The organism is Bradyrhizobium sp. UFLA01-814 (assembly GCF_046718885.1).
Classification (GTDB): Bacteria; Pseudomonadota; Alphaproteobacteria; order Rhizobiales; family Xanthobacteraceae; genus Bradyrhizobium; species Bradyrhizobium elkanii.
Genome location: NZ_JAQOSR010000204.1, coordinates 1 through 13,427 on the forward strand (window position 1 = coordinate 1; position 13,427 = coordinate 13,427).

General features: G+C 58.0%; 6 protein-coding genes and 5 pseudogenes. 2 read left to right on the forward strand and 9 right to left on the reverse strand.

Features of this window, described 5'->3' with window-relative positions; all coding sequences use genetic code 11:
- Window positions 1-179: 179 nt before the first annotated feature.
- Window positions 180-401 (reverse strand): annotated as a pseudogene (locus PMN64_RS37625) (LexA family protein); the annotation flags it as partial.
- Window positions 402-439: 38 nt separating this feature from the next.
- Between PMN64_RS37625 and PMN64_RS37630 the strand changes: the two are divergent.
- A pseudogene (locus PMN64_RS37630) lies at window positions 440-628 on the forward strand (IS630 family transposase); the annotation flags it as partial.
- Window positions 629-873: 245 nt separating this feature from the next.
- Here PMN64_RS37630 and PMN64_RS37635 read toward each other — a convergent pair.
- The 6 genes and pseudogenes from PMN64_RS37635 to PMN64_RS37660 all read right to left on the reverse strand — a co-directional run.
- Window positions 874-2,232 carry an aspartate aminotransferase family protein gene (locus PMN64_RS37635; RefSeq protein ID WP_411784414.1) on the reverse strand — a complete coding sequence of 453 codons (1,359 nt, stop codon included), beginning with the start codon at window positions 2,230-2,232 and terminating at the stop codon, window positions 874-876.
- 1,859 nt (window positions 2,233-4,091) lie between these two features.
- A complete protein-coding gene (locus PMN64_RS37640) occupies window positions 4,092-5,696 on the reverse strand; it encodes a carboxylesterase/lipase family protein (RefSeq protein WP_411784415.1) in 1,605 nt (534 codons plus the stop codon).
- 590 nt (window positions 5,697-6,286) lie between these two features.
- Entirely contained in the window at window positions 6,287-7,357 is a 1,071-nt protein-coding gene (locus PMN64_RS37645) for an ABC transporter substrate-binding protein (RefSeq protein ID WP_411784416.1), read from the reverse strand.
- An 803-nt stretch (window positions 7,358-8,160) separates the two neighbouring features.
- On the reverse strand, window positions 8,161-9,072 hold the full coding sequence (locus PMN64_RS37650; protein WP_411784417.1) for a CmcJ/NvfI family oxidoreductase: 912 nt from the start codon (window positions 9,070-9,072) through the stop codon (window positions 8,161-8,163).
- Between the two features lie 205 nt (window positions 9,073-9,277).
- Window positions 9,278-9,577 (reverse strand): hypothetical protein, encoded by a 300-nt coding sequence (locus tag PMN64_RS37655; protein ID WP_411784418.1) that lies wholly within the window; start codon window positions 9,575-9,577, stop codon window positions 9,278-9,280.
- Window positions 9,578-10,086: 509 nt separating this feature from the next.
- Window positions 10,087-10,452, reverse strand: a pseudogene (locus PMN64_RS37660) (IS630 family transposase); the annotation flags it as partial.
- 48 nt (window positions 10,453-10,500) lie between these two features.
- On the opposite strand from PMN64_RS37660, the pseudogene PMN64_RS37665 reads away from it, so the two are divergent.
- Window positions 10,501-11,527, forward strand: a pseudogene (locus PMN64_RS37665) (IS110 family transposase).
- Window positions 11,528-11,765: 238 nt separating this feature from the next.
- On the opposite strand, the pseudogene PMN64_RS37670 reads toward PMN64_RS37665, so the two are convergent.
- Window positions 11,766-12,554 (reverse strand): annotated as a pseudogene (locus PMN64_RS37670) (IS630 family transposase); the annotation flags it as partial.
- Between the two features lie 351 nt (window positions 12,555-12,905).
- Window positions 12,906-13,193 carry a hypothetical protein gene (locus PMN64_RS37675; protein WP_411784419.1) on the reverse strand — a complete coding sequence of 96 codons (288 nt, stop codon included), beginning with the start codon at window positions 13,191-13,193 and terminating at the stop codon, window positions 12,906-12,908.
- Window positions 13,194-13,427 lie beyond the last annotated feature (234 nt).

The window sequence follows — 13,427 nt, forward strand, 5'->3', positions numbered from 1 at the left end:
GGATATCGCGGCGACGCGCCACGCGAACAAAATAGGCGTCAAGCGCCATTCAAAAGGGCCGCAGAGCTACGCTTACGCCCAATCGAACGCTTCTGCTGCTACAGTTTGCCTACCACGGCCTAAAATGCCGCGGTTCAGGACGCGAGTACCTCTGCAAGACGGGTTGCGTCCTGGGGCAATCAGATTAGCGCCGGTAGGCGTTTGTGATCGACGAGCACCTCGATGCTGCGAGGCGTCCCCGGCTGCCTTCTGATGAGGCCAGCGCGTTCCAGCGTCAGCACCATTTTGTGAACCGAGGGCGGGCTGACGGGAAAATACTCTTGCATGTCGGTTTCCGCCGGGGCTCTGCAGTTTAGCCGCGTATAGAGGTGGATGAAGGCAAGGTACTGCCCCTGTTTGGACGTGAAGGGTTTTGCCGAAGGACTTCACGCCGGCCATCCGACTCACAGGCAAGGAAGAAGCCTTGCTGGTTGCGACAGCCTGCGCCGGTCCCCCAGAGGGCCGTGCCCGCTGGACGCTCAAGCCGCTGGCAGGTGCGATGGTCAAGCTCACCGAGACAAGAGGCCTGTCGCGCGAGACGGTTCGGCGGCGCCTGGCCGAAAATGGCCTCAAGCGAGGTGCGATCTGGAGGTCGTCGCGTCGGCCAAGCACACTACCGACTCATCGAGCTTGCTGATAGCCATCTACGAGCTCGGTGAAAGTAGTTCTTCAAAGCCACGGTCGAATCTCTGATCGGGATCAAGTCTTTGATCTTTGAACTTAACAGAAGATTGTCGTCCAGCTGCGCGTTAGATCCTTCGGTCGGCAAGTTTTGAACACGAGTTGCTGCTCGCGTCCGCCGGAAGGTTCGTTAGGCTCCGACGCCGGATAGAGTCATGGCCGCTGCTTGTTCTCGGTTTCGAGAAGGTCATTTGCCGCCGCCACAAGCAATGCTGTGACCTCCTGTACTTCGCGCTCGGAAATTGTCAAAGGCAATAGTAGCATCGCATGATCTCCTGCTTCACTTCCGGAGCTACCACTACTAGCGTAGACGACCAACCCTTGTTTGAGCGCGGCACGCTGAAATCGATCGCTGTAGCGAACGGGCGAAAGAGCTCGCGAATTCTTGGATGTGGGCGTACTGATGTCGAAACCAACCATCAATCCGACGCCGCGGACTCTGTTGATCACCTCGCCCGGCAGCTCTTTGCGGAGCGAAGATCGCAGTAGTTCGCCCATACGTGTCGCGTTTTCAGCGACACTTCCATCAGCCAACCGGTCCAAGACTGCCAACCCCACGGCCGCGCCAGCCGGACTGCAAGCAAATGTCTGACCATTCTGAAAATACTGGTCACGTGCCAACGGCCCGTGAACCACCCGCTCACTCACTAGAAGCGCCGACAAGGGGTAATAGCCAGCGCTGATCGCCTTTCCGCAGATAACGATGTCTGGCTCGACGTTCCAATGCATGCTTGCGAACGGGCGTCCGGTGCGAGCAAAACAAGTCATGACTTCGTCAGCAATGAGCAGTATGTCATAGTGGCGACAGATCTCGCAAACCATCGGCAGATACCGTGGGTCTGGCGGTGCCGCGCTCAGCGCGGCACCGACGATCGGCTCGATGATCACCGCGGCGACATTTTCCGGACCTTCCCCAAGGATCGCATCCTCGATCGATTTCGCACATTCTAGCGCGCAAGTCTGCGCCTCGAGTCCGAACTCGCAGGCGACGCAATGCGCGTGAGAAGCCTTAGCGCACGACGCAAGCACGCCCTCATAAGGCTTCCGGCGCGCCACGAATCCTCCGGCGCTGAGCCCAGCGATTGTATTTCCATGGTAGGAAGCGTTGCGCCCCACGATCTTACGCCGTTGTGGCCGCTCGGCCGCGAAATGATGTTGAAGCGCTAGTTTGAGAGACGCCTCGACTGCGTCAGAACCGCTGCTGAAAGTAATCGCGCGCGACATGCTCGGAGGACCGAAATCGAGCAGCTCGAGAGCGTAACGCTCGACGAGTTCGGAGCTAAAATGCCGTGAAGGAAAAAGCGTCAATTTGCGACTCTGGGCGTGAAGCGCATCAATGATCTTCTCGTCGCCATGACCAAAGATGAGAGATCCCGATCCGCATGACGCATCCAGATAGCGCGTCCCATCGGCACCCACGAGATAGGGGCCCTCGCCGCCCACTATTCGCGCGCCAAGTTCGCCCGGCGTTGAATAGGCGGTTCGTGAAGGGAGAACACGGATCTCTGCCAAGCACCCTCCAGCGCCAATCGAAGTTGATGGCCAAGTTCGCACCTCAGGGATGAGGCTCATACGAGAAGTACTGTCCATACGCTCATACCGGCCCCGCATACCGGTCTGACGCTCATCGACTGGTAAGGTGACATGCTTCGGTGTTCGAGATCAATCACCAGGGTCGGTAGTTGACCCGGGCGCAATTGTGATTTTCGACTCACTAGTGGCGCGGGATTTTCGCGAGGTCCTAACAATTGCAAGACACTCGATTGTTGCTGGCGGAGATAGGAATTCATGCCTCGGCCGGTCAATATATTCATCGAGTTTACTGCGCGTGATCAACTTTGAACGTTATTGATACCTCGCCGTACACAGCAATGCTGTTCAGGTCTCGCACTCCGCTACCCGGCTGGAAAATGTAGATCATGGGATTGCGCGCAATAAAGCGGATTTGTGACGGCCCAGCGCGAGTTCGAGGCTTGCTCGCGAGCCCCATGCACGTTTCCGCTGGCCGCTCCTGAGGTTCGTCTCCTCAGCTCTGCGGCCCGATTTGAAGACTTTTTTTGGGACACCTCGATCTTCCATCTCAAAGCATACCATTCCAGTTTCTCAATGACATCGCGGCGGGAACAACAAGGCAGGTTGGTGATCAGCTTCCAATCGACTTCTTTCGAACTTTAGGCGTCCCGACGCTCTGGATCAACGTCAGGGACAGAGCGGGATAACGATTCTGCTTTCTAGTCGGCGGCAGGACGCAAATCTTGCGATACCTAATCTCAACGACGGCTTCGTTGGGATTGTCGTTCTTGTCTCTCTGACTTCGATGCGATGGCGCCATTTGACGGCGACCTCGTTGGCGATCGTATAATCCCGTCTCGAGCCAAGCGGTCGACAACGCATGCAGAGGAGCGCCGGCTGGCAAAGCGAACTCTTCCGCATTGCGATGTGCTGTTCTAGGATCGCGGTGGAAAGTCCACGCAGCTCCGATGGATGAAACGGTGAGAACAGGTCTCTGGTGCCGGTTCTCTCAAGAGAAGCTTTCTCGCGATCTAAGCCGTTCAACGGCGCATTGGTGCTTTGCGATGACCCGGAGGCAAATGCTTGCGACAGAAAAGTCGAACACACGCCGATATTCAGCCCAAGCGGCGCTGCCCCCCTGGTCGAGGGTTTGCTTCAGCCGTCGTATGCGGCGCCGGGCTGTGGGGCCGGGCGTACCCGGCCGAGACGAGACAACTGGCGAATTCTTCCAACAAAGCGCGATTGGGCGATCATGTGTAACCATCCGGAATAAGGGTTCGCGCATGGTTGCCCCGTTTGGATGATCGGGAGAACCACGCCACTCTCCGCTGACTGACTAGGGAAACAGACTATCAGGTTGCCGTCGCGGATGTGGGCGAAATGGATGCTTTCGCGATCGGAATCTGCACCGCAAGCCAAGCTTTGCAGTTGATGGTGAAATCGTCCATCTCACCAAAGGGAAGGCCGACGTCGTAGCTGAGGTGGAGCCGATCACCCCACCCATTCGCCAGCGTTGCGCACGGCCCAGAAGCCCGTCCGCGCCAGTGATTGCGCGATGGCGGCATCCGCGATCAGGCCAGATCCCATAGTGCGTTCGAGCCAGGATCCCACTCGGGGCATTTCGATTTGCTCGTCCGCTCCCTACGCCTCCAACAGCAGGCAAAAGCCCTCGTCGCCGCAGCGAGGCAGCCGCCCACCTGCTACGTCATGGCGGTCTCCCAGAAGGCCGTCCACATGACCTAGAATGCCAACAAGAGCGAGCCCGGCCACGTTCCTCTCGGGCGTGATGTCGATGTTGTAAACATATAACCGCCGCGAACAAGTTAGGTGCCTGGAGCCGTTTCGGATGCTCACAGGTTCTAGCGCATTGCTCGGCAACGAGAAAACGACTCAATCAGACCTTGCCTTGCATACCACGTGTCAAAGAAATCGAGCTGTTGCTTGTTTGGAAGCGGAATCGCGCCGATCGTTTCACCCAAATGCATTGTCTGCTCATTGGCCAAAGCGAAATTCGGCCAAAGTGGAAGTCCAGGTCCGTTGGGATTGCCGGTCTTCGCGAAGTTGACCCAGTACGACGACATCACGTCAGCCAGACGCCGATCTACCCGGCCCCAAGGCAGATTCCACATATTCAGATTATTCAGCGCGTACACGATCTCTGACCCGTGAAACGCCCCAAATCTTTTCGAAGCTCCACTCACCGGCGGCGCATGGTCCCAGTAATAAAGATAGATGTTGCTCTTTCCAGTCTTCGCCTGCAGCCTTCCCCAGGTCCGTGAAGGCCATGCATACCACTGACCGAGAAGGAAAGCCGACTGCGCATTTGGCACATCAGCGTCTGACGTCACCGGAAACGCCTTGATGAACTCATCCGCCACCGGCCCAAATCGTTTGCGTACGGTATCCGGAAAATCTGCCGCCATGTCAGGTAGTCCGTAGGTTATATGCCAGCTATTTACGATGGCAGAGTTCGCCTCGTCGGAGCTCCAGCCAATTATCGTCGGGACATCTACCTGCGCGCCGGCTGCGAAGGCCGTATAGACATCTGGCAAGACGTAGCCATCAACAACAGGGGCCAAATATGCCCGATCTAAATGTGCCCCAGCTTTCATCAGATCTGGGGCTGACATTGCGCGCAGTTGGGCAACGCTTGCTGTCTGGTCCTCAGCGAACTTCACGCCCAGTTGCTCAGCATCCTCGAGCATCAGAATCGCGGACCACTCCCGTACGAGTTGCAACTGACCAGGTCTGCTGCGCGTGAAGATTTGGCCGCTCTGTGCGATGGCACGAGCAATCAAACCGCGCGTCAGAGGCGTCGAGAGCAGATAGTTGACGCTAAGCGCGCCGGCTGAGTTTCCGGCGATCGTGACGTTGGCCGGGTCTCCGCCAAACGCTGAGATATTGCGCTGCACCCACTCAAGCGCAGCGATCTGATCCAGCAACCCGTAATTGCCCGATACTTTGTGCTCCGACTGCCTACTGAGCTCGGGATGCGCAAAGAAGCCAAAGATGCCAAGGCGATAATTGATGGTGACTACTACCAATCCCTTAGAAGCCAACCCTTCGCCATCGATATAGTCTGCGGCACCGGATCCTGCCGAAAACCCGCCGCCATGCACCCAAACCAGCACAGGAAGCCTGTCGATCGTCGACTTGGCGGGAGTCCACACGTTCAAATACAGACAGTCTTCACTTAGAGGCTGGCGCGAGTTGCGAAACACAGGTGAATATGGCGATTTGCCCGCCTCGTGATCGGCCCTCATTGACTCTGGGCTAACCTCTGCTTGCATGCAATTCTTACCGAAGGCGCTCGCCTTCCGGACGCCCTGCCATGAAGCAGCTGGTTGAGGCGCCCGCCAGCGCAAATCGCCCATGGGTGGAGCAGCGTACGGAATGCCTTTGTACACTTGAATTGCAGTATTCTTCCCCGACACTCCTGAAAGGAGACCGGTATCGATTTTCACTAAAGCGCTCATTTCGCACGGCCCACGATGTCCTCCCAACCCGCTTTCAGTATCAATGCAGGTTGATGCCAAGAGATCGCGAAAAGCCCCATATCGCCACATGGATTCTGCAAAATTCAGGCAACTAGTGCGATTTCCCGCGCGCGCATCACAGACCGATGACGCATGAGGAAAGATACTTATGAGTCCAACCCTAACCTGCTTCCTCGGCGTAGCGTTCGATCAGGCCGTTTCACTTTAGATTTTCGAACTTGGCGGATGATTGTGAAGCGCAGCCGGTCCGCTTGCGCGTTCCTGATTGTTGCTCCAGACTAATGGCGTGTGTGTTTCACGCTCTCGTTGCTTCACTTCTTTGAAGCATATTGAAGAAGTCCGTCGAGGCATCATACTTGGTCGTTGAGCCCATGATGTGCGCCAAGATTGGCACGGCATTCTAAGCGCTCTTCTCGAGCGCCGTGGATTTCGTTCCTGTTCGCGTCAAGCCGCCCGGCGCGACGCGCGAGCTCCTTGAACCTGCCAAAGTCGATCGCGCTTCTCCCATCGGCGTCCCTCGTCCATCGAAGGCGGGAAAGAACGAACTTTCATTGTTCTTACTTCGCGAGCCAGATGGTAAAGCGCTGGCGCAGATCATCGCCGTTGTCAGTCCAGAAGGCGGCGTCTCTCGGCAAAGCGTTGCCAATATGCTCTTTCGCCGTCGGAAGGTGGGGCAACATCGTTGGATCAACAAGGGCGATCGAATCCTGGTTGGCGGGCCCATAGGGAAAATAGTTTGTCAGATTGGCCTGCGCCTGGGGCAAGCCGGCGAACGCGAGAAACTTGTAGGCAGCGTCCCGATGTGGACTTCGCTTGGGAATCGACCAGATACCCAACTCCCACACTTGGGCATCCCACATCATATCGAAGTGCTTGCCGGAGTTCTTGACGGCATTGTAGATGCTGCCGTTTGGCGATTGTGCCATGACGACCTGACCATCAGCCAGAAGCTGCGGCACCTGAGCGCTGGACGCATACCAGACGATGTCCTTCTTGATCGTGTCGAGCTTCTTGAAGGCGCGGTCAACCCCTCCGGGCGTACTAAGGACCTTGTAGACGTCCGTGACGGGAACGCCGTCGGCGATCAACGCCCATTCGAGATTCTTGTCGGGTTGCTTCTTTAGTCCACGCTTGCCGGGGAACTTCCTTGTATCGAAAAAGTCCGAGATGGTGGTTGGGCCATTCGGCAGCTTATCCTTGTCGTAGGCGACGATTATGGAAGAGACGACATATGGTATCCCGCAGTCCGAAATGTCGCCGCCGATGAACTTGGCCCGATCGAGGTCGAGCTTCTTCCAGTCGACCGTTTCAAGCATGCCCTCAGCGCACAGTTGAATGACACCGTCGCCGGCCAAGTCGATCACGTCCCAGCTCACGTTGTTGGACTCGACCATGGCGCGGACCTTGGCGAACTCGCCATTATACTCGTCTTCGGTGATTTTGATCCCAGTCGCCTTCGAGAAGGGCTCGAAATAGGCCTTGCGCACGCTCCTTTGGTAGGCCCCGCCAAAGGACGTAATCGTCAACTGACCGTCCGCAAAGGTGGGGCTCGCCGGCACAAGCGCACCCGCTACTGCCAAGCCGGTCACGGCCAAGGTCCTCACCATCATCAAGTGCTTTCTCATCATCTACTTCTCCCGCTTTGCCTCCATAGGATCGAGGCGGCGTTTCCGAAGCCCAGCTTGTTTGCGGCGAAGCCTCGAACGTCGTTATGGCGCATCGAGCGCCCGACAATCCTTCGTTTTCCAGCTGGAGTGATCGCCGCACGGTCAAGCTGCACCAGCTATTCCGAATTCGGCACCTTGACCACGAAGTCTCATCGTGGCCGCACACCGAAACCCAGGCGTGCACGCGGTCCCGAGATAGATCACCCCACAACCCACGCGTTGAAGGCATTGGGTAGCAAGCCCGGCGCATGATTCAGTTCACTCGCTCCGACCGCGACGACATCACGGTCGGTCTGGTCGACATTCGCCGCCTGCGCGTTGCCCGCGCCCGCAATTTCCACCTTGCAGATTGCGCCATCGTTCAGCTTACAGTCACACCGAAGTCCGACACCTCTCCTTCAATCGCGATCGAGGTTGAGCCGTTACAACGCGCGAGTTCGGATAGGAATGAGAGTGAAGCCCTTCCGGTCAAGTACAGTCCTACGACTCGGGCACGCATTGTTCCCGGCCTTATATCGATCGGCCAGCGCGTAAGCCTTCGTCTGCCACCTCAAGCTGCTAGACCGCGTTCCAAGCTAAGGCGGAGCAACGAGCAATCGCCGCCAATCCGCTAGCCACGATTGCCGCGCAAGCAAGATCGACATACGGCTCGCGCAGTGATCAGAACATGGTCATCTTAGAAGTTACAAACCTCATGTGCGCCGCCGCGCGCTCCACCAGTGCCCCCCTCAGCTGCGCCATCAAACCAAGTAAGCCCCGGACACTCAATCATAGTACACGTAGAAGCGAGTCTCGACGCTCTCGCGGGGCTTGGCATTGGGGGTTGCGCGGCGATTGTCAAACGCCGAATGAGTTGACTTCGGCTTAAAATGCGCCTCGGAATCATAACCTTTAAACAGAACGAGTTCGTCTTGGGTCATGTCAGGGAAATAGTACCAACGGTGAGAAGGACTGTAATGAGGAATCCAAACCCTAATGGTTTCGCCCAGCTTGGTGAGCGGCGCCTCGACAAGATCAGCTTCTAAGATCGAAGAACCATCACAGAACGCCAAAGGAAGATCCTGTGGAGGCGGCGAAAGCGCACGCCATGTTTGAATGATCATCAATCGAGAATACGACCGAATCTCAATGCCCTGCAGTTGGCTGTCGCGCGCGGCAACCTGAGGACCTGCGATTGGCGCGTAGTCACAATGGGCGTATCCAGCCCCGTAGTTTCTGAGCGAATACTTGCCGGCTTCGTCGGCGCCCTTGCCGATCTCCACGCCACCCTCACCCTCTGCACATCGAAAGAAGTTTCCACCGATAGAACGAAGAGTGACACCGCCAAGATCTACGGTCGTGACCCACGACGCACTAAAATAGTCCTTAATGAACGGAACCATTTCCTCCAGATACTTTCTTTTGAAAGCCTCCGGATCGCGCTCGTTTGCACAGGACAACTTGCGCTGAATGAGAGCGAAGCCTTCCTTGTCGAGCGATAGCTCGTCCACGATCGGACGCGCGTTACGAATAGTAACGTCACGGTCGACAAAGCTAAAGTCACCGTATCCAATTGGTGGGGCAGCCGCCGGACGCTCGTCGGTCGAACGTCGAGCAAATACGATTTGGCCAGTAACACTCTCCAGCTCATCACGGTCTAGTCGTGCTGTCGGCGAGGATCGACTAGTATTTCTCATGGTGTTCTCCCTAACCGACCGTCCGCTTACGTTCTATGCAAAGTAATAGAGAGTCGATGTCGAAGGACCGCGAAAACCGTTCTGGAATTGCAGAATTTCTGCAAAGGGCGATGGAATGCGCCGATTTTGAGCCCCCGCTAGTCATCGCGAATGGTCGGTTGCTCGCCGTCCCTAATTACATACGCGTGGCAGTGCTTGCAGCTGTTTAACTCTGCCCAAGCATCTGGTCCGGGTTCACCTGAACCAGCATCTTACCGAGATTATCGCCGCGCATCATCTCGAGGAAGGCGCCCGGGATGGCCTCCAAGCCTTGGCTGATATCCTCGCGGTATTTGACCTTCCGCGCGGCTGCGAGGGGCGCGACATAGGCCAGCATCTCGTCGTGATGTCCTGCCGCGAGTTCAGCCACCGAGAGGTTTTTCACCGTCAAGTTTCCAGCTTTGAAGATCGGCTCGCGCAGCCTCATCGACGCCGCGTGGTGGCCAACGCCGCCGTTGTTTGTCATAGTGCGCGATGTGCCCACAAATGATCATCCGCGCCCAGTGCTTGAACGGCGGCACGTTGCCGCCGACACTTTCGAAATAGACGTCAACGCCCGGCGAGACAGGCACCGGCGAGGTCCGCCCCCATGGTGGAGGACGAAAGGTACGAGACACAGGCATCGAATCCGATGCTCTTCCGTCACAAATCAGCATTTGGCATCGCGCCCTGCAATTCCCACCAAGCGAGCACCGCGCTGTTTTGCGAGCTGGCCGGCAATCTCCCGACCCAGCCGGAAGCCTGCCGAGATCACTGCTGTCTCATCGGCCGTGGGGGGGGGAGGCCATTCAGGTCGATGGCGATGAAGGCTATAAGCCCCAGCATTGCTGAGTACGCCCACCGACTGCGGGTCGAGCTTTTCGTGAGAGTCGCGTACGGAAGCATTCTTTTCGTCCGCAACACGCGCCTTAATGAACGGTAATATAGTCGGTCAGACATAGAAGCTGCAGTGAAGCCCGGCGAGGTGCATGGCTCCTAGTGTCCTGAACCAGAAGTTCGCAATATCGGGTCGTGTTTTGCCGGAGCATTGTATCGGCAGAAGCGCTCGATAGAAGCAAGGATGTCATCGGCGGATTTGGTCCATCGGAACGGTTTGGGATCGGCGTTGTGTCGGTCGATGAACGAGGCGATGTCGGCTCGGAGGGCGGCGACGCTGCGATAGACGCCGCGCCTGATCTTCTTATCGGTGAGGAGCGCGAAGAAGCGCTCGACCTGATTGAGCCATGACGAACCGGTCGGGGTCAGGTGCACGTGCCAACGCGGCCTTTTCGCCAGCCATCGCCGGATCAGCGGGGTTTTGTGCGTGGCGTAGTTGATGGGGTGGACGCCCCCTCTCGGCATCGCTGTGCCAAAGTGGTGTCGTTGACCATCACTTGAACGGAGGCGTCCATGTCGGAACTTAGCATAATCGGGTTGGATCTGGCGAAGAACGTATTCCAGCTGCACGGTGCCGATGGATCAGGAACCGTGCTCTTCCGCAAGAAGCTGCGGCGGGACCAAGTGCTCAAATTTCTTGCCACACAACCGGCTTGCACGGTCGCCATGGAAGCATGCGCCAGCAGTCACTACTGGGCGCGCGAGATCGCGAGACTGGGGCACGAGGCTCGACTCATTGCGCCAGACTATGTGAAGCCCTTCGTGAAGCGGCATAAGAATGATGCCGCCGATGCGGAAGCGATCTGCGAAGCTGCCTAGCGGCCGACGATGCGTTTCGTAACGATAAAGAGCGCGGAGCAGCAGGCAGCGGCCGTTGTGTTTCGCGCCCGTGACCTCCTGGTGCGTCAGCGCACCCAGGCCATCAACGCAATCCGCGGCCATCTAGCCGAATTCGGGATGATAGTGGCAAAGGGGGCCTGTCCATGTTGCCAAGCTCGTGTCGACGATCGGGGACGATGACACCGACATTCCAGAGCTCGCCCGACCGATTCTACGCCTGCTTGTTGAGCAACTGCGACTACTTGATGAAAGGGTGGTGTTGCTCGACCGCGAGCTTGCAAGGCGCGCCAAGGAGGATGCCGACGCAAAGCGATTGGTGACGATCCCCGGAATCGGTCCGATCACAGCGACAGCGCTCGTTGTACTGGCGCCGACGACTCGGACCTTTAAGAGGGGACGCGACTTTGCGGCGTGGCTGGGGCTCACCCCGTTGCAGCGCTCCACGGGCGGAAAGCAGAAGCTCGGCGAGACATTCCGCATGGGCGAACGAACCCTGCGCCGACTATTGATCATCGGCGCGAGCGCGGCCGTGCGCTGGGCAATGCGTAAAGGCTCAACAGCAGATCCTTGGCTTGCGCGCATGCTTGCCCGCAAGCCATCCATGCTGGTGATCGTCGCCCTGGCCAACAAGATGGCACGCATCGTCTGGGCATTGATGGCAAGAGGTGGAACTTATCGAGCTCCTGCTACGGCGAAGTAGTTCCCCGGAACGGAGCTTGTGAGTGTGAGAAGGTCAATCGGAGAGTATGGCGCAACGGTCGACGAGACGGGATCGGGAAAACCAGACCATGGATACGTGCCTCGAGCACGCGAAGTTGAATTGGACCCGCTCCGCGAACTCCCATACGGGCCAGCGGCATGTGACAGCCGCAGCAAAAGGCCGGACACATGTCAGCACCCGACTACGCTACCGTGCTCGCCGAAAGATTCTTCTTGCACCAGCGGGGGCGTCCACACATGTCCATGACGAGATGGACGTCGAGTTCGCGCGGCACGGCGGCCTCGATCTCGTCGAGGAACTTGCGGAACTCGGCGGCACGGTGCCGTCCGTAACACTTGCCGATGACCCGTCCGGTCGCGGTGTCAAGGGCGGCGAACAGCGATGTGGTGCCGTGCCTTCTGTAGTCATGGCTCCTTCGGGCCGGCTGGCCGGGCCGCATCGGCAGCATCGGCTGACCGCGATCCAGCGCCTGGATTTGGGACTTCTCATCCACACACAGCACGATGGCGTGCTGTGGCGGCGAGACGTAGAGGCCTACGACATCGCGCACCTTGGCGACGAAGTTCGGATCGGTCGAGAGCTTGAACGTCTCCACCCGGTGCGGCTGAAGCCCGAAGGCCCGCCAGATGCGTTGCACCGTCGATACCGACAGGCCGCGGGCCTTTGCCATGCCGCGGGAGCTCCAGTGGCTGGCGTTCTCCGGGCAACTCTCCAGCGTCTGCACGATCACAGCTTCGATGCGGGCATCGTCGATCGTGAGCGGCGCTCCGGAGCGCGGTTCGTCATGCAACCCGGCCACACGTTGCTCCACAAAACGCCGCCGCCACTTGCCTATCGTCGCCCGGCCCAGGCCCAGCTTGGCCGCGACTTCCGTGTTCTGGCCGCCTTCCACGATCCTGGCTCTCAGAGCCAGTCCCTGCGCCGTCTTCCGTCGCATCGTCAGTGACTTCAGTTCGGCACGTTCATCATCGCTCAAGATCAGGGGCGCAAGTCGCTGGACCGCCATCGGATGCTCCGTCGCTGCTTGGCCCTCCTTGGCACAGCGACGCGAATCTAACGCGACTCTAAGATTGCGAACTTGGGACTCGGGACACTAGCGAAAGATAGTCTTCATCATGTATCCTCACTGCTTTGCCAACCGCGTGGTCGCTGCGGAGACAAACAATTCACGTCTTGTAAACTATTATCACCGCGGTTTTTTCGGGTGAGATGAAGGCTGTCCGCGTCCTCCAGCATGATTGTCAGCGGCGAGGCTTCTTGCGATTTTGTGGACGCACTTGCAATCTCATGCGACTCAAATGAAGTCTCTGGAGGGCCCCGCCCAGAAGGATCTCTCGCGGATCCGCAGCTTGGGACCTCAGAGATTGTTGGTTGATGTTCCTAGGCCGGAGCTGCGCATTCCACAGCCCGAGGAGTGACTGACCGGCGTCTGGCTATCTTCTTCTTTCATGCGCGCAGTGACCTCGGGAATGTTACTGCTAAACAAAATTGACACAGCATCACCAGCTTTGCCAGTCATCGCCGGATTTCGGCGCCCGTACTCATTCATGTTTTGCAGCGTTTGCCACATCCAGCAAGACGACAGAGAATGGTGCAAGGTGTTTCCAACCTCTACCTTCCGCGGTCGCTTGAGTGAAATGGCCACCCAGTTTCCTCCGGCACCGCGCCACCAAAGAGCCCGGCGATCCCGTCTTGCCCCACAAACGGCAATCCAGCCGCCGGCATTCTACGATCGCAGGGCCCCAGAGAACGAGCCACTCCGGTCCAAGTTCAATGGCGCGCCGGGATGTTGCCTGGTCGGGGATCGTGTCCCCGAGCTTGGTGTAACTGGCGGTGGGACACCGCGTTCGCCGGCAAGAGCCGGACTGGTCAGCTGGCG